The sequence below is a fragment of the Micromonospora chersina genome (assembly GCF_900091475.1).
GTDB lineage: Bacteria > Actinomycetota > Actinomycetes > Mycobacteriales > Micromonosporaceae > Micromonospora > Micromonospora chersina.
In genome coordinates this window covers 592,569-609,480 of sequence record NZ_FMIB01000002.1, presented here as the reverse complement: position 1 = coordinate 609,480, position 16,912 = coordinate 592,569, and the positions used below count along the sequence as shown (strand labels likewise).

Below are 16,912 nucleotides of genomic sequence, written 5' to 3'. Positions count from 1 at the left end.
GGCCGGCGGCCGGCTGCCGGTGTGTACGCCGGCCCGTCACGGCGCGGGTCGGCGTCCGTCCCCGTCCGCGGCCGCGGCGACGTTCCCGGTGACCGGTCCGAGCGACGGGGCCTGCTCCGTCGGGCCCCCGCCGGCCTGCCCCGCCTGCCCCGCCGGACGGGCCCGGTCGCCCTCCCCGCCGGCGAGCCGGTCGAAGAAGCGCAGCAGCTCGACCGGGAACGGCATGACCAGGGTGCTGTTCTTCTCCGCCGCCACGTCCACCACCGTCTGGAGCAGCCGCAGCTGGTACGCCCCCGGCGTGTTCGCCATGGCCCGGGACGCGTCGGCGAGCCGGCGGGACGCCTGGTACTCGCCGTCCGCGGCGATCACCCGGGCCCGCCGTTCCCGTTCCGCCTCGGCCTGCCGGGACATCGACCGCTTCATCCCCTCGGGCAGCGACACGTCCTTGACCTCCACCCGCTCGATGAGCAGGCCCCACGGCTTCTCGGTGGGCGCGTCGATGACCGACTTGAGCTCCGCGTTGATGCGGTCCCGGTCGCGCAGCAGGGTGTCCAGGTCGGCCTTGCCGATCACCGACCGCAGCGCGGTCTGCGCGACCTGGAGCACCGCCGACGGGTAGTCGCGGACGTTGACCAGCACCTTCACCGGGTCGACCACCCGGTAGTAGACGACCGCGTCGACGGTGAGCGTGACGTTGTCGCGGGTGATCACCCCCTGCGCGGGCACCCCGATCACGGTGGTCTGCATGCTCACCCGCACCATCCGGTCGGCGACCGGGACGATGAGCTGGAAGCCGGGCTGGCGGATGCGCTCCAGCACCCGGCCGAAGCGGAACACCACGCCACGCTGGTACTGCTGCACCAGCCGGACGCTCAGCGAGGCCACGAGCACCACGAGCGCGACGACGATGACCAGCGCGATGACGGCGGCGGCTGCCATGGTCCCCTCGATCCCGGAGGCGCCCGCCTCCCGGCCGCGCGCGTACCCACTCCCCCGCACTTCACGCCTGGTGTCTCGTGGGCCCAGCCACGCAATCTTGGACACTTTCCGCCAGCACCGAACGGAAACTGTCCCAAGATCCGGGGGCACGGCTGTCGGCGGGTCAGTGGGCGCGGTTCCCGACGTAGGACCCGTCGCGGAACTCGAAGACGACGAGGTCGGTGTCGTACTCCTCGCGGAGGTGGCCGCCGTACCCGTCCTCGACGACGTGCGGCGCGATGAGGTCGAGGATGCTGACCAGCTCGCCCAGGTCGTCGTCCAGCCAGTAGTTGCGGCTGTGCAGGCCCCACTGGAACCGTTCGCCGGTCGCCGTGAAGCCGACCCGCTGCCGGCGCAGCGACGCCACGTCACCGCCGGGCAGGTAGCTGTCCGGGTCCGGCGCCAGCAGCCGGTACGGGTGATCCTCCGCGTCCAGCGTGGCGGGCCGCTCGTCACGCATCCCGAGATGCCACCGGAGAACGTCGAGGACGTCAGGTGGCGTCTCGTCGTCCAGGAAACAGCTGAAGACGACCTCGTAGTGCAGGCTCACGAGCCACTTCCCCTTTCGTGTGGGCGGCCGGCATGCTCAGAAGCGGCGGGCCGGGGGGATGCCGCGGGGTGGGGGCTGGCGCAGCAGCCAGACCGGGTTGCCGGCCCCGATGATCACGCCGTCCCGCCCCCGGACCTGGGTCCGCAGGTACCTGCCCGCGCCGGGCGAGACCGGCAGGTCGTGCCAGCCCTGCCGGAGCTGACGCCAGGGCACCTGTCCGATCTCGATCGCCGGGGTGGGATCGGCGACGCCCGCCAGGTCGACCGCCCCGGTCACCACCTCCAGGGTCGCGCCGGCCGGCAGGTCGGTGGCACGCAGTCGCACGGTCAGCTCACCGGCGTCGGTGGTCAGCACGGCGCCCATCGCGCTGCGACCGCCGATCTCCAGGTCGAGGGCGCCCCGGTAGCGGGCCAGGTCGGTGAACCAGGCCTGGCCGGCCCGCAGCGCCGCCACCAGGTCGTCGCGACCCGTGGAGGCCGCCCACACGTACGTGACGTGCCGGTCCCGCCCGGCCCGCCAGTCGGTGCCGTCGTGGTCGTCGGTCACCCCGACGGCGGTCACCGGGACGGCGTTGCGGGCCGCCACGTCGTACGCCCAGAGGTGGTCGTCGACCGGTTCGCGGCCGATCTCGATCAGGTCGACGCCGAGCGCGTGCCGCTCCACCAGCAGCCGCGCGAGGGACTCGCGGCGTTCCACGTCGAGCGGGTGGTTCCAGCAGACCACCCCGCCGTGGTCGTGGAGGAACTCGACCATCCGTTCGGTGGCCCCGACGTCGTTGTCCCGGTACGGCGGCGACGGGAAGCGCGGCAGCGTCTGGTCGCCGCCGAACCAGTTGAGGTGCCGGACCATCGACACCTCGTAGGCGCGGTGGCGGGTCACTCCCGGGTACGCCCCGGCGTAGCCGCGCAGCACCTCGGCGCGCAGTTCCTCGCCGGCCTGCCCGGCGCGCCGGGCCCGGTCGAAGACGAGCCGGTCGACCACGTACGCGCCCCGCGAGCCGCCGGCGACCTGCACCCCGAGCCGCAGCCCACGCAGCGAGTTGTCGCCCGCCACCAGGTCCGGCCAGAGCCGCCGCACGTCGGACAGCAGGTCGAGGGTGTGCCGCCGCCAGGCGCCGGCCGGGGCGGGCAGGTCGACGGTGCCGTGCCGACCGTCGGCGTGGTGCCGGGTGTCGGTCGCCGCGCCCAGGCGGTAGCGCAGCACGAGCTGGCCGGCGGGGCGGCCCGCGCCGGCCGGGTGGTGGGACAGCGCGATCTCCACGATCAGGGTGGCGTCGGGGCCGGCGGTCTCGGGCAGCACGTCGAGGTACAGCGTGGTGTCGGAGATGTTCCCGGTGTGCGTCCAGTTCCACGCCTTGCCGGCGTACCAGAGGATGCCGGCGCCGGCGGCGGTGAGCCGCAACGCGCGGCCCGGGTCGTCGGCGGCGGCGGGCACGAAGTCGGCGGCCGAGGCGGTGAGCGCGCCCTCGGTGGACTCCGTCCAGGTCCACGCGAGCCCGCCCTCGGCCTCCTCGGGCCCGTCGAAGTGGACGACGCGGCGGTGGTCGTGGGCGGCCACCCGGAAGTCGTGGTCGGTCCACCAGATCACGTCGACGGCGTTGCGCCGGGCCTGGTCGAGGTGGGCGGCGTAGCTGGCGACGCCCTCGCTGAACGACGCGTGCAGGTGCATGGCCATGCTGATCGGCCGGCGTCCGCGGGCGACCGGCGGCGGGTCGCCGGTGGCGGCCAGGCCCACGGGTACGCCGATCCCGGCGACCGCGAGGCCACCGGCGGCCACGAGCAGGCTGCGCCGGTCCAGCCGTGCCCGATCCCCCATGCCGCTCCCCCGCTCCCCAGCCGGCCCGGGCCAGCGTACGGGCGGCGGCACCGCCCGGGGATCCGGCGATCGTGCGGTCGGCGGGGACCACCAGGTCAGGCGCGCCGACGCACGGCTGCCGGGTCGGAGAGTCGGATTACTGGGGAGCACGCTCCGATGGCGCTGTCAGCGGGTCCGTGCGAGTTCCTCGACGTCGCTGAAGGTGGCGACCCGCTCGCACTCCTCCGGTGTCAGCTTCCCGGGGAACCGGGGCGGCAGGCCCCGTGTTTTCCTGCTGCTCCGGGCTGCCCGCTAGCTCACCTGCCGAAAGGCGGCTTACGGGCTCGCCCCCGGGTCCCTGCGAACAGTAGGGGTGCTCCGCCGGTTGTGTCTCGCCGGCCGCGAGGTGGCCCGGATCGCCGCACTGTCGGCTGATCGTCCGGGCGTACGGGGCGGCCGCCGTGGTGGTGAAGAACGACGCCGTCGCTGACCGGGTCACCATGCTGGACGGCTGCACCAGCTCGGGCTCGAAGGGCGCCAGCGCGAGCGTGCCCGCCTTGATCTCGGAGACGCGCGGACGTGTCACGGCACTCGCGTGGACGCGGCGCGTGGGTGCATTTCGTCGACCCGGGCCGACTTCTGCCGAAGTCAGCTGAGTCACTGGGGTCACTCACCCACCGGGCTCTAGCTGCGAAAACGTCCACAGAGGGCTGAGGCCGATTACGCGTCCGCCTAGGTCTGCGTACGCCGCGGCGGCGGGGCAGTAGAGTATCCCTCCGACGTGACGTTCCCTCCCAACCTCGGGACGAACTCCGGGTCGCACCCACTTGCTTAGGGCGCCCGGGTACGACTCGAGACCCCGGGAGATGGAGGTACGTCATGTTCAGCCGCTCAACCCGGGCTCGCCGGCAGCAACGCCGGAGCGCCCCCAGGCCCGACCGCTCCACCCGTCCGCGGGTGAGGTGGAAGAGCATCATCAACTCGGCCACGCTGGTTCTGAACCTCGCGGGCCACGCGGTGAGGCTCTACCGGACCTGGAAAGGGATGTAGCCGCGCCTGAGGGCGCGGCTACATGACGGTGAAGGGCGCTCCACTCCGAAGCTTGGCCGGCCGAGGGTGGAGCGTTCTTCGTTTTCCAACTTGGCTGCGACACGTCGACAGCACCCGCACTATGCCATAACCATGCCGTTTGGCAGTAGGGAACCCCAGATCCAACTTGGCGAACGTCTTGTTGTGCGATATCGTCCCGGCCGCTCTGACGTGCGGTTATACCCCTGTAACAGTAGCTCGCAAGGATTTTACGTGTTCTGACACACGGTACGCCCGTACTACGACGGCCCCGACCGAAAGGTCGAACCCAGCGCCAAGCCGCTGACCACGGCTTTCGCGCACGTGCTTCCTGCGATGGCGCGCGCAGCATGCGGTCCGCCGCACGCTACGGGCCGTGAGTCATCCAGCCCGGCCGGGGGGCGCCCGGCGAGCCGCTGCCGGTCCATGGACGATTGCTGCGGCACCCCGTCATCGACCCGTGGTCGTGGCGGCCGGTTGCCGAGGTGACGGACTGGCCTGGCCGACATGGACTTCGCCAGCCGGCGCGCACCGTCCGCTCAGGGAGGCTGCGACGGCCGGCTGCCCAAGGGCAGAGTCACGAGCGTGGCAGCACGATGTGCGCACGGAAGTGTCTGGCGGAACGCTCTCCAGTGACACGGGGGGGCGGCGACATTTCACTCCGCAGCTCGGCGGCCCACCAACTGAAGTTCTGACCGGGAGCCGACAGCCACGTCCCACTCGCTGAGCAGGCACGCCCAGGCCACGTCGAGTTCCGTCTCGATCGCGCCGCTGTTCCGGGCCAGTGCCGTGCTGCGCCATGCCCGGATGATGTCGGCCACGCCGTCCAGCATGACCGATCAGCGAGTGCCGTGACACCGAGTTTGTCATGGGCCGCCGCTGTCTCAGGCGGCGTAGCGGGCGGCGAGGTCGACGACGCGGCGGGCGGCGGCCACCATGGCGCGGTCGGCGAACCGGCCGTCGGGCAGCACCACGGTGCCGGAGCCGCGGGTCTGCGCGTCGGCGAGCGCGGCGAGCAGTTCCCGGGCCCGGTCCACCTCCCGGTCGGCGGGGCGGAACGCGGCCGCGATCACCGGCAGCTGGCGCGGGTGGATGGCGGCCCGGCCGAGGAAGCCGAGCCGCCGGCCGGCCGCGCAGGAGGCGGCCAGGCCGTCGAGGTCGGTGACGTCGGCGTACACCGACATGACCGGCGGCGGCAGGCCGGCCGCGCGGGCCGCGACCACGATCCGGCCGCGGGCCCAGAGCAGGCCGTCGTCGTCGGCGACACCCAGGTCGGAGCGGAGGTCGGCCTCGCCGAGCCCCAGCGAGGCCACCGACGGGTGGGCGGCCGCGATCGGGTACGCGGACTCCAGCCCGACGGCCGACTCGACAAGCGGGTGCAGCGGGGTGTCGACCCGGGCGGCCACGGCGGCGACGGTCGCCGGGGACTCCACCTTGGGCAGGCGCAGCCCGGAAAGCCCCGGCCGGCCGGCGACGGCGGCCAGGTCGGCGGCGACGTCGGGGCCGGTCAGCTCGTTGACCCGGACCTGCACGGGCAGCGGCTGCGGGTCGGCCAGGAACTCGGCGACCGCCTCCCGGGCGTACGCCTTGCGGCCGGCCACGACGGCGTCCTCCAGGTCGAGGATGACCGCGTCGGCGCCGGCGGCGACCGCCTTGGCGAACCGGTCGGGGCGGTCGCCGGGCACGTAGAGCAGGGTGAGCAGCATCAGATCACCCCGCGCTCCCGCAGCGCGGCCAGCTCGTCGCCGGTCAGCCCGAGCGCGCCGAACACGGCGTCGGTGTCCTGGCCGTGGCGGCGGCCCGCGTGCCGGATCTCCCCCGGGCTGTCCGACATGCGGAACGGCACGTTCTGCATGCGTACCTCCCCCAGTTCCTCGTCGGGGACGGTGACCACGGTGCCGAGCGCCGCGTACTGCGGGTCGGCGAGGATGTCCCGCACGTCGTAGACGGGGGCAACGGCGGCCTGGGCCGCCTCGAACGCCGCCACCACCTCGTCGCGGTCCCGCTTCGCCACCCAGCCGCCGACCGCCGCGTCGAGTTCGTCGGCGTGCGCGGCCCGGCCGCTGCCGGTGGCGAACCACGGCTCGTCGACCAGGTCGGAGCGGCCGACGAGGCGGACCACCCGCTCGGCGATGCTCTGCGCGCTGGTGGACACGGCCACCCACCGCCCGTCGGCGCACCGGTAGGTGTTGCGGGGCGCGTTGTTGTTGGACCGGTTGCCCAGCCGGGGCTGGACGTAGCCGAGCTGGTCGTACCAGGTGATCTGCGGGCCGAGCATCGCCATGATCGGCTCGATGATGGCGAGGTCGACGACCTGGCCGCGGCCGGTCAGGTCGCGGCCGCGCAGGGCCAGCATGACCGCGTACGCGGCGGCGAGCGCGGTGACCGAGTCGGCCAGCCCGAACGGCGGCAGGGTCGGCGGCCCGTCGGGTTCCCCGGTGGCCGCCGCGAAGCCGCTCATCGCCTCGGCGAGGGTGCCGAACCCGGGCCGGGGCGCGTACGGGCCGATCTGCCCGAAGCCGCTGATCCGGGCGATCACCAGCCGCGGGTTGACGGCGTGCAGCTCGTCGGGGCCGAGACCCCAGCGTTCGAGCGTGCCGGGGCGGAAGTTCTCCACCAGCACGTCGGCGTCGGCGAGCAGCCGGCGCAGCAGGTCGGCGCCCTCGGGGTGGGACAGGTTGAGCGTGACGGTCCGCTTGTTGCGGCCGAGCACCTTCCACCACAGGCCGACGCCGTCCTTCGCGGGGCCGTGGCCCCGGGACGGGTCGGGCTTGGCGGGGTGCTCCACCTTGACCACGTCGGCGCCGAAGTCGCCGAGGAACGCGGCGGCCAGCGGGCCGGCGAACAGGGTGGCCAGGTCGACGACCTTGATGCCGTGCAGCGGAGCGGTCATCGCGCCACCTCGGGCAGGTCGGCGGCGCAGCGGAAGCCGATCGAGGTGGAGCGGCCGAGGCCGGCGCCGGTGAGCAGCAGCTTCACCGACACGTCCGGCGGCTGCGGGCCGCCGTCGAGGTACCAGTCGGAGCCCTCGGCCCGGTACGCGCAGCCGCCCTTCAGGATGACGAAGCGGGTCCGCCCGTCGGAGTGCTCGCTCTCCGTCAGGTTCCACACCAGGGGCTCCCGCCGGACCAGCAGGCCCGCCTCGGCGGCCACCTGCCACTCGTCCTCGGTGGGCAGCCGCAGCCCGGCCCAGTCGGCGTACGCGCGGGCGTCGGCGAGGTCCACCCCGGTGACCGGGGCGTCGGCGGGGCCCTGCCCGGCGGTGAACCGTTCGGGCCGGACCGGGCGGTAGCCGGTGGCGGCGAGGAAGCGCGCGTACTGCCCGTGGGTGACCTCGTGGGTGTCGATGGCGAACCGGCCGAGCCGGACCGGGCGGCGCAGCGTGCCGGTGTGGTGCAGGCGGGGCGGCAGCGGCTTCCACTCGTCGACGTACGGGGCCTCGCCGTAGAGGCCGGTCTCCCGGACCCGGTGGTGGACGGTCAGGTCGTGCCTGCCACCGTCGACGGTGACCATGCCGTCGGGCAGGGCGGCCAGGGGCGACCACGGGGTGCGGGCGCGCACGGCGGCGCGGGCCGGGAAGGACGGGTCGCCGGTCGGCGGCTCGTGCCGGGGCACCGGGGTGTCGGTGGCGACCACGGCGGCGATCGCCCCGGCGGGCAGGGGCCCGCCGACCGCGACCCGACCGTCCTCGAGTTCGGTGACGGTCAGCTCGGCGCCGGTGACCAGGTCGACGAAGCGCCCGGGCCGGGCGTCGGTGAGCAGCCAGGGGCCGTCGTGGTCGGCGCCGCGGTTGACGACCGTCCACAGCGGCTGGCCGTCGTGGGTCCAGCGGGACGCGTACACCTGGCCGGCGCCGGGGTGGTCGGCGAGCGGGACCCAGTCCTCGGCGCGCAACCACGCGGCGTGGCTGGCCTGCACCCGGCGCATGGCCCGCAGCACAGCCCGGTCCCGCTCGTTCCAGCCGACCCAGACGCCGAAGACGCTCTCCCAGACCAGCACGCCGCAGCCGTTGAGCCAGGCCGAGTGCAGCTCGTCGAGGTGGTCGCGGTGCCAGCGCCGGGTGTGGTGCAGGACGTGCCGGCGCTCGAACCACTTGGCTCGCAGCACACCGGGGGTGTCCGAGTCGGCGAACCACTGCGCCCACGACATGGCGTGGTCGGAGATCCGGGCCAGCGGCACCCGGCTCTCCCCCTCCAGGACCAGGCCCGGGCGGACCGCGTCGAGGGCCTTGCGCAGCTCGCCGGCGCCCTCCTTGAGGGTGTCCAGGAAGACGCCGTCGACACCGAGCCGGTCGGCCAGCGCCGCGACCTCCTCCGCGTCGGCGCCGGGCTCGCGCCGCGTGCCGGTGTCCCACGGGTTGTAGTCGACGAACACCCGGACCCCGGCGTCCTGGAACGCGCGGACCACCTGGGGCAGTTCGGGCACGTCGCGGTACCAGTCGAACTGGTTGCGGTCGTCCAGGCCGATCACCGGGTACGCGTGCCAGAGCACCACCCCGTCGAAGCCGCCGAAGTCGCGCCGCGCCGCGTCGAGGAACGCCGCGACGGTGAACTCGCCGCGGTCGTGGTCGTAGAGCGTCTCGTCCCACAACCAGGCCAGGCAGACGGTGAAGCAGTCCCCGGCGATCTCGTCGTAGTGCGCGCCGGTGTAGCCGAGCCGGGCGCGGGCGTCGGCCCGCCACCGGGTGAGCTGCTCCCGCCAGGCCGGCCAGTCGGCGGGGTTGTCGGGGGCGGCGAAGATCTTCGCCTCGTCCAGGGTGGTCAGGTCGGCGTGCGCGCCGAGCGGCACCTCGGTGGGCCGGTCGATCGGCCGGGGCACGTACGGGTTGAAGCTCACTCGACCTCTCCGTAGGTGGCGGCGGACAGCGCGTCGATGGCGGCCCGCTCGGGCAGGGCGGTGGAGGCGCCGGGGCGCTGGGCGCAGGCCGCGCCGGCGGCGCACGCCCAGCGCAGCACGGCCGTGGCGGTGTCCCCGGTGAGGCCGCCACGCTCGGCCAGGGCGACGGCGAGCGCGCCGGTGAACGCGTCGCCGGCGGCCGTGGTGTCCACCGCGTCGATCTTCGGGGCGGGCACCTCGATCCGGGCGCCGTCGCGGTCGGCGTAGGCTGCGCCGCGCGCGCCGAGGGTGAGCACCACCCGGGGCACGAGGCCGACCAGGGTGTCGAGCAGCGCCGCCGGATCGTCGGTGAACACGCCGGCCACGGTGGCGGCCTCGTGCTCGTTGACCACCAGCACGTCGACGAGGTCGAGCAGTTCGGCCGGCAGCGGCCGGGCCGGGGCGGCGTTGAGCACCACGGCGGCGCCGCCGGTGCGGGCCCAGCCGGCGGCCCGGGTGACCTCCGCGAGGGGCACCTCCAGTTGCAGCAGCAGCACGTCGGCCTCGGCCACCGCCGCGCGGTCGGCGTCGTGCAGCGTCAGCGCGGCGTTCGCGCCCGGGGCGACCACGATGCAGTTCTCCGCGGCGTGGTCGACGGCGATCAGCGCGACCCCGGACGGCCCGTCGACGGTGCGCAGGCCGCGCAGGTCGACACCGGCGCCGGCCAGGTTGTCCCGCAGCAGCCCGCCGAACCCGTCGCCGCCGACCGCGCCCACGAACGCGCAGTCCGCGCCAGCCCGGGCCGCGGCGACCGCCTGGTTGGCGCCCTTGCCGCCGGGCACCATCCGGAAGTCGTCGCCGAGCACCGTCTCGCCGGGCCGGGGCAGCTGCGGCGCGGTGACCACCAGGTCCAGGTTGGCGCTGCCGACCACGACCACCCGGGCGCTCATGCCCGGTTCCCGTGGGCGAGGGCGAGGGTACGGTCGGCCAGCTCGTCGAAGCCGATGCCGTCGAAGCCGGCGATGCTGCTGGCCAGCCGGTTGCGCAGCGGCGTGACCCAGCGCCCCGGCAGCCGACCGGCGCCGGTGAGCGCCCCGGTGACCGCGCCGACGGTGGCGCCGTTGGAGTCGGTGTCCCAGCCGCCGGCGACCACCGCGCAGATGGACCGCTCCAGGTCGCCCCGCCCGTACGCGAGGGCCGCCGCGACGAGGGCCGCGTTGTTGCGGACGTGCACCCAGTGCAGGTGGCCGTGCCGCGCGTAGAGGGTGTCCACGATGCTCTCCCAGTCCTCGCCCCCGGCGCCGAGGGCGCGCGCCTCCCGGACCGCCGCGGTGAACCGGCTGCCCGGGGGCAGCACCGACTCACCGGCGTCCAGCACGGCGTCGACGTCGCCGGCCACCGGCGCGGCCGCGGCCAGGGCGGCCACCCAGATCGCCCCGTACGCCCCGGCCCGGACGTGGCTCACGGCGGCGTCGCGCCAGGCGGCCTCGGCGGCCCGGTCGGGGCGGCCCGGGTTGGTCCAGCCGTACACGTCGGTGCGGATCTGCGCGCCGATCCACTCCCGGAACGGGTTGTGCCGGCGGGCGGTCTCCGGCGGGGTGAGGCCGAGCAGCAGGTTGCGGTAGGCGACCCGCTCGGCCGTGAAGACCCGCCCCGCGGGCAGCCAGTCCAGCCACGCCTGCGCCACGTCGGCGCTGGTGAAGCCGGGCCCGTGGGTCTCCAGGATCCGCAGCGCCAGCAGCGCGAAGTTGAGGTCGTCGTCCTCGGGCATGCCGGCGATGTTCTCGGCGAGGCTGGTCGGCGCGCTGCGCCGGTTCCACGGCCAGCGGGCGGCCACGTCGGCCGGCAGCCCTCGCGCCGTGAACCAGTCGCGCAGCGGCCACCGGCCGGTGGCGGAGAGGATCTCCCGGATCCCGTGGCGGGGGATCTTCTCCACCGGCTTGCCGAGCAGGCAGCCGGCCGCCCGGCCGAGCCAGGCCCCGTGCAGCCGGTCCCGCTCGACAGTGGTCGGCAGGTCCCAGGCGCCCGGCCAGGTCTTGCGGACCGCGTCGAGGTCGTCGGGCTCGTCCGCGCCGTCGGGGCCGGGCAGCGCGTCGGCGGCGTCGAGCAGGTCGACGGCGAGGGCCCGCAGTTCCGGCGGGGCCGGCACCGGCGAGGCCCCGCTGACCGGGGCCGTGACGTCGCCGCCGGCCGCCGTCCAGCGGTCGGCCAGTGCGGTGACGTCGCGGCCCTCGTCGCGGCTCGCGGCCAGTTCGTGCGGCAGCAGGTCCTCCGGCTGCACCCAGGTCAGCCGGAGCCCGCGGGCCGGTGTCCCGGCAGCGCTCATGCCAGCCTGCCGAACCGCTCGGCGCGCCGGGCGAAGCGCTCCCGGTCGCGGTCGAACACCTCGGTGGCCACCCCGGCGAGGACGCGGGCGGGCTCGACCAGGTCGGTGCGGGACGCCTGCGCGACCACCTCCGACCACTCGGCCGGCACCGCCGCCGCGCCGCCGAGCGCACCGGCGATCGCGCCGGCCATGGTGGCCGTGGAGTCGGCGTCCCGGCCGTAGTTGACCGAGCCGAGCACGGCCGCCCGGTAGTCGCCGCCGGCCACCACGAGCATGCCGAGCGCCACCGGCAGTTCCTCGATGGCGTGCAGCCGGCTCGGGCGGCGGGCGCCCAGGCCGGGGCTGCGGTACTCCTCCCCCACCGTGTCGTAGGGGGCCACGGCGGCGCGCAGCGCCGGAATGGCGGCCTTCCAGTCGTCGTGCCCGCGGGCCTCCTTGACCACCGCGTCGATGGCGGCGCGGGTGCCGTCGCGGGCCAGGTCGAGGGTGGCGGCCACGACGTCGTCGACGCTCGCGCCGGGGGTCGCGGCGGCGGCGACCGCGGCGGCGAAGACCGCCGCGGCCTCCCGGCCGTAGCTGTGCTGGTGCGCCCCGGCGATCTCCACGGCCTCGGCGTACGCCCCGGCCGGGTCGCCGGCGTTGACGATGCCGACCGGGGCCATGTACATGGCGGCGCCGCAGTTCACGATGTTGCCCACGCCCGCCTCACGCGGGTCGGCGTGGGCGTGGTGCAGGCGGGTGACCAGCCACCGCTCGGCCGCGGCCAGGCGGTGGAAGGTCACCCCCTCCCGCTCCAGGTCCGGGATGTACACCACCCGCTCGATCAGGTCGGGGACGAGCAGTTCCACCACGTCGTACGCGTCGAGGTGGTCCCGCTTGGCCGCGTACGCCCGGACCAGGGCGTGGGTCATCAACGTGTCGTCGGTGATGTGCCCGTCGCCCTTGTGGTACGGCGCGAGTGGCCGCGCGGTGGCCCAGTCGGCGTGGTACGGGGGGACGATCCCCTCGACCCAGCCGCCGAAGCGGGCGCGGATCTGCTCCGGAAGGGCCGTCTCGGTGGCCCCGCCGAGGGCGTCGCCCACCGCGGCGCCGACCAGGCATCCGACCGACGTGTCGAGCAAGAGTGACATGGTTACCTCAGAACCTGCTTGCCACCGTCGACCAGCTGCGTGCCGAGCTGGTCCAGGGTGATCTTGTTGGCGAAGTACTGCTGGAGGGCCGGGGTGGCGTACTTGGTCTTCCACTCCGGGTAGCCGTCGGCCTTCTGGAACGGGGCGACGGTCAGGTCGGCGGCGCTGTCCGCGGCCACGTCCCAGCCCTGCTTGCCGCCGGTCAGCTTGACCAGCTCCTCGTTGGCCTGCTTGCCGGTGGGCACCAGCCAGTCACCCTTGGCCAGGGCGGCCATGCTGCTCGGGTTGAGGAACCACTCCAGGAACTGCGCGGCCTGCTTCTTGTGCTTGCTGTCCTCGGCGATGGACAGGGTCTGCGGGTTGGCGGCCTGCTTGCTGGAGAGGCCCTTGATCGGCGGGAGGGTCACCCACTCGAAGCCGGCGGGAGCCTGCTCGACCATCTGCTGGCGCAGCGAGACCGAGCCGGGGAGCATGGCGTACTTGCCACCGAAGAAGCCGGGCAGGGTGTCCGCGCCGCTCATGCCCAGCGCCTCCGGGGAGGCCGACTTGCTGGTGTAGAGCATGTCGTGGATCCGCTTCGGCACCTCCTTCTCCGCGTCACCGACCTTGACCTCGGTCTTGCCGCCCTCGGTGTAGAAGAACTTGCCGTCGTAGTTCAACGCCAGGTTCAGCACCCGGTTGGTGGGCGACTTGAGCGCCCAGGCCGCGCCGTACTGGCCGGGCTTGGTGAGCTTCTGGGCGTTGGCCTGGAACTCGTCCCAGGTCCAGCCGCCGTCGGCGGGCGGTACGGCGATGCCGGCGGCGTCGAGCAGCTTCTTGTTGGCGATGACGACCTGCGACTCCAGCAGGAACGGCACGCCGGTGACCTTGCCGTCGAAGGTGGCGGTGTCCCAGACGCCCGGGTCGATCTGGCTCTTGAAGTCGTCGCCGAGCAGCTTGGAGAGGTCGGTCAGGTAGCCCTGCTTGCTGAACTCGCCGATGGCCGAGGCCTCGTAGTGGACGATGTCGGCCACGTCGCCGCCCTCGAACGAGGTGACGAGCTGGTCGTGGATCGAGTTCCAGTCACCCTGGACGTACTCGACCTGGATGTCCGGGTGCTCGCTGTTCCACTTGGCGACCAGGTCCTTGTTGGCCTGGAGCGACTCCTTCTGCCAGGCGAGGCTGAGGAAGCGCAGCTTGGCCGGGCCGGACGAGTTCTCGTCCTCGCCGCCGCCGTCACCGCAGGCGGTGAGGGCGCCGAGCCCGACGACCGCGACCGCGGTGGCCGCGGCGAGTCGGCGGAATCTGCTACGGAGCATGGGGGATTCCTCCTTGGTGGTGGTTGGGGGTGTGGTCAGCCCTTGACCGCGCCGGCGAGCGACCCGGACGAGAGGCGGCGTTGCATGACCGCGAAGAAGATCAGGCTGGGCAGGGTGGCCAGCAGCGAACCGGCCGCCAGCGGGCCCAGGCGGGCGGTGCCCTCGATGCCGACGAACCGGGCCAGGGCGACCGGCAGGGTCGCCAGCTCGGGCGTCTTGACCAGCACGAGGGCGAAGAAGAACTCGTTCCAGGCGGAGATGAAGGAGAACAGCGCGGTGGCCACGATGCCCGGCGCGAGCAGCGGGAAGACCACCCGGCGCAGCACCTGGAGGCGGGTGGCGCCGTCGACGCTGGCCGCCTCCTCCAGCTCCCGGGGGATGTTGCGGACGAAGCCCTGGAGCATCCACAGGGCGAACGGCAGCGCCCAGACCACGTAGATCAGCACCAGCCCGGCGTGCGTGTTGGCCAGCCCGACCTGCCGCAGGATCAGGAAGATCGGGATGATCAGCAGCACGAACGGGAAGAGCTGCGACAGCAGCACCCAGCCCAGCGCGACGGTGCCGAGCTTCGTCCGGAACCGCGCGAGGGCGTACGAGGCGGGCAGCGCGACCAGCACGGTGAGCACCGCCGAGGCGAGGGACACCTGGAGGCTGTTCAGCGCGGCCCGGCCGAGCTGCTGCTCGGTGAAGGCCTGCACGAAGTTCTGCACGGTGGGGTTGCTCGGGATGAGCGTGGGGTGCAGCTGCACCAGTTCGCGCGGCGGCTTGAACGCGGTGGAGAGCAGCCAGACCAGCGGGAACCCGAGGAAGATCAGGTACCCGGTCAGCGCGACGTACTGGAGCGTCCGCCCGGTGCGGCTCGGCTTTCCGAACATGTCAGTTCGCCTCCCTCAACCGGCGACGCAGGTAGACCGCGAGCAGCGCGACGATGATCACGACCATGACGTTGCCGAGGGCCGCGGCGTAGCCGTAGTTGCCGTAGCGGAACGCCTCCTCGTAGGCGAAGAGCATCGGCAGCATGGTCTTGCCGCCCGGCCCGCCCGCGGTGAGCACGTAGACCAGGCCGAACGAGTTGAAGTTCCAGATGAAGTCGAGCGAGGTGATCGCCACGACAACCGGCGCGATGGCGGGCAGCGTGACGTTGCGGAACCGGTGCCAGGTGGAGGCACCGTCCACCGCGGCCGCCTCGTGCAGCTCACGCGGCACGCCCTGCAACCCGGCCAGGAGGACGACGGTGGTCTGCGGCATGCCGGCCCAGACGCCGACGACGATGACCGCGACGAGGGCGGTGCTGAAGTCGCCGAGCCAGTTGGTGCGCAGCCCGTCGGCGCCGATCCGGTGGAAGAACTCGTTCAGCAGGCCGGCGTCCGGGTGGTAGACCAGCTTCCAGAGGATGCCGACGACCACGGGCGGCATCGCCCAGGGCACCACGGCCAGCACCCGGGCCAGCCCGCGGAAGCGCAGTTGCTGGTTGAGCAGCAGGGCCAGGCCGAGGGCGAGCACGAACTGGAGCACTGTCACCCCGACCGCCCAGAGCAGACCGATCTTGAACGAGTTCCAGAACAGCTCGTCGCCGAGCAGTTCCCGGTAGTTGGCCAGCCCGGTGAAGCTGATCTCGACGTTGCGCCCGGCCCGCGCGTCGGTGAAGCCGAGGTAGATGCCGCGAACGAGGGGGAACACCGACAGCACCACGATGGGCAGCAGCGACGGGAGCAGCAGCAGGTAGATGCCGAGCCGGTCGGAGCGGGACCGCGCCCTGCGGGGCCCGTCGGAGCGGGCGACGTCGGGCCGTTCGGCCACCGTGGTCATGCCGTCACCTCCGGGGTACGCGGCGCGGGCGCCGGCTCGGCCGGCGCGGGGACGAAGGGTGTCGCGGCGCTGGAGGCGCGCACGGCGAGGCTGGGGGCGACCTGCTCGCGGCGTGGCGGCAGGGTCGGGTCGGCGATGCGCTGGAGCAGCAGTTCGGCGGCGCGGCGACCGCGCTCGGCCGAGCCGAGGGAGACGCTGGAGAGCTGCGGGAACATCATCCGGGCCAGCTCGGTGTCGTCCATGCCGACGACCGCCACGTCCTCGGGGACGCGCCTGCCGGCGGCCAGCAGGGCGTGCAGCGCGCCGACGGCGATGAGGTCGTTGGCGCAGACCAGCGCGTCGGGCTCGGCACGGGCGAGGAGGCGCTCGGTGGCGGCCCGGCCGGGCTCGTACCGGAAGTCGCCGACCTCGACGAGGCGCTCGTCGAGCGCGATGCCGTGCCCGGCGAGGGCGGCCCGGAAGCCGGCGTCGCGGGCCGCGCCGGGCACCGTGTCCAGCGGGCCGTTGACGAAGCCGATCCGCCGCCGCCCGGCCGCGACCAGGTGGTCGACGGCCAGCCCCACGCCGGTACGCGAGTCGGTGCGGACGTTGTCCACGGGCGCGTCGGCGGCGAGCTGGCCGACAACGACCACCGGCACCGGGCTGTCGACGAGCGCGGCGAGGTGGTCGTCGGTGACCCGGATCGGGGAGACGATCATCCCGTCGACGTAGCGGTGGGCCAGCCGGCGCAGCAGGGCGGTCTCGTTGGCGATCTGCCCGCCGGTGGCGTGCACCAGCAGCTGCCGGCCGGACGCGGCCACCACGGACTCGATGGCCCGCATCATCTCGACGTACACCGGGTTGCCGATGTCCTCGACGGCGAGCGCCACGAGGCCGGTGCGCTGCGACTGGAGCGAGCGGGCGATGGCGTTGGGCACGTAGCCGACCTCGGCCGCGGCCTCGCGCACCTTGCGGACGGTCTCCGGGCTGCCGCCGACGCCGTTGAGCACGCGGGAGGCGGAGGCGATGGAGACACCGGCGCGGGCGGCGACGGTGTGGACGGTGGGCCGGCCGTCGGCCGACTCCTGTAAACGTTTACGACCCACGCCCCGCACCTCCGCCTGTCTGCTGTAAACGTTTCCGGGAGTCTGCGCCCGACCCGACG

Annotated in this window: 14 protein-coding genes and 1 pseudogene; all 15 read right to left on the bottom strand. The window is 73.9% G+C overall.

Annotation, left to right across the window (positions count from 1 at the left end; all coding sequences use genetic code 11):
* Positions 1–36: 36 nt before the first annotated feature.
* The 15 genes and pseudogenes from GA0070603_RS02650 to GA0070603_RS02590 all read right to left on the bottom strand — a co-directional run bounded on the left by GA0070603_RS02650 (position 37) and on the right by GA0070603_RS02590 (position 16,853).
* On the bottom strand, positions 37–939 hold the full coding sequence (locus tag GA0070603_RS02650) for an SPFH domain-containing protein (RefSeq protein WP_091306498.1): 903 nt from the start codon (positions 937–939) through the stop codon (positions 37–39).
* Between the two features lie 163 nt (positions 940–1,102).
* Positions 1,103–1,528 carry a hypothetical protein gene (locus GA0070603_RS02645; protein ID WP_091306495.1) on the bottom strand — a complete coding sequence of 142 codons (426 nt, stop codon included), beginning with the start codon at positions 1,526–1,528 and terminating at the stop codon, positions 1,103–1,105.
* Positions 1,529–1,564: 36 nt separating this feature from the next.
* On the bottom strand, positions 1,565–3,343 hold the full coding sequence (locus GA0070603_RS02640; protein WP_091306491.1) for a CehA/McbA family metallohydrolase domain-containing protein: 1,779 nt from the start codon (positions 3,341–3,343) through the stop codon (positions 1,565–1,567).
* A 469-nt stretch (positions 3,344–3,812) separates the two neighbouring features.
* Positions 3,813–3,908 (bottom strand): annotated as a pseudogene (locus tag GA0070603_RS32530) (dCTP deaminase); the annotation flags it as partial.
* A gap of 1,138 nt (positions 3,909–5,046) precedes the next feature.
* Entirely contained in the window at positions 5,047–5,211 is a 165-nt protein-coding gene (locus GA0070603_RS31370) for a hypothetical protein (RefSeq protein WP_167544472.1), read from the bottom strand.
* 63 nt (positions 5,212–5,274) lie between these two features.
* Positions 5,275–6,096, bottom strand: a complete 822-nt coding sequence (locus tag GA0070603_RS02635) for an HpcH/HpaI aldolase/citrate lyase family protein (protein ID WP_091306488.1) — start codon at positions 6,094–6,096, stop codon at positions 5,275–5,277.
* Positions 6,096–7,283, bottom strand: coding sequence for a CaiB/BaiF CoA transferase family protein (locus tag GA0070603_RS02630; RefSeq protein ID WP_091306484.1), 1,188 nt, complete (start codon positions 7,281–7,283; stop codon positions 6,096–6,098). The genes GA0070603_RS02635 and GA0070603_RS02630 overlap by 1 nt, the downstream gene beginning before the upstream one ends.
* Positions 7,280–9,226: an SUMF1/EgtB/PvdO family nonheme iron enzyme gene (locus tag GA0070603_RS02625; RefSeq protein ID WP_091306480.1), complete on the bottom strand. Its 1,947-nt coding sequence runs from the start codon at positions 9,224–9,226 to the stop codon at positions 7,280–7,282. The genes GA0070603_RS02630 and GA0070603_RS02625 overlap by 4 nt, the downstream gene beginning before the upstream one ends.
* Positions 9,223–10,155, bottom strand: coding sequence for a ribokinase (locus GA0070603_RS02620; protein WP_091306477.1), 933 nt, complete (start codon positions 10,153–10,155; stop codon positions 9,223–9,225). The genes GA0070603_RS02625 and GA0070603_RS02620 overlap by 4 nt, the downstream gene beginning before the upstream one ends.
* Positions 10,152–11,531 carry an ADP-ribosylglycohydrolase family protein gene (locus GA0070603_RS02615; protein WP_091306473.1) on the bottom strand — a complete coding sequence of 460 codons (1,380 nt, stop codon included), beginning with the start codon at positions 11,529–11,531 and terminating at the stop codon, positions 10,152–10,154. Before GA0070603_RS02615 ends, GA0070603_RS02620 begins: the two co-directional genes overlap by 4 nt.
* Positions 11,528–12,661 carry an ADP-ribosylglycohydrolase family protein gene (locus tag GA0070603_RS02610; protein ID WP_091306470.1) on the bottom strand — a complete coding sequence of 378 codons (1,134 nt, stop codon included), beginning with the start codon at positions 12,659–12,661 and terminating at the stop codon, positions 11,528–11,530. Before GA0070603_RS02610 ends, GA0070603_RS02615 begins: the two co-directional genes overlap by 4 nt.
* 2 nt (positions 12,662–12,663) lie before the next feature.
* Positions 12,664–13,959, bottom strand: a complete 1,296-nt coding sequence (locus GA0070603_RS02605) for an ABC transporter substrate-binding protein (protein ID WP_091306466.1) — start codon at positions 13,957–13,959, stop codon at positions 12,664–12,666.
* Between the two features lie 35 nt (positions 13,960–13,994).
* A complete protein-coding gene (locus GA0070603_RS02600; protein WP_091306463.1) occupies positions 13,995–14,834 on the bottom strand; it encodes a carbohydrate ABC transporter permease in 840 nt (279 codons plus the stop codon).
* Between the two features lies 1 nt (position 14,835).
* A complete protein-coding gene (locus GA0070603_RS02595; RefSeq protein WP_091306459.1) occupies positions 14,836–15,768 on the bottom strand; it encodes a carbohydrate ABC transporter permease in 933 nt (310 codons plus the stop codon).
* Positions 15,765–16,853, bottom strand: coding sequence for a LacI family DNA-binding transcriptional regulator (locus GA0070603_RS02590; protein ID WP_091306455.1), 1,089 nt, complete (start codon positions 16,851–16,853; stop codon positions 15,765–15,767). The genes GA0070603_RS02595 and GA0070603_RS02590 overlap by 4 nt, the downstream gene beginning before the upstream one ends.
* Positions 16,854–16,912: the final 59 nt, after the last annotated feature.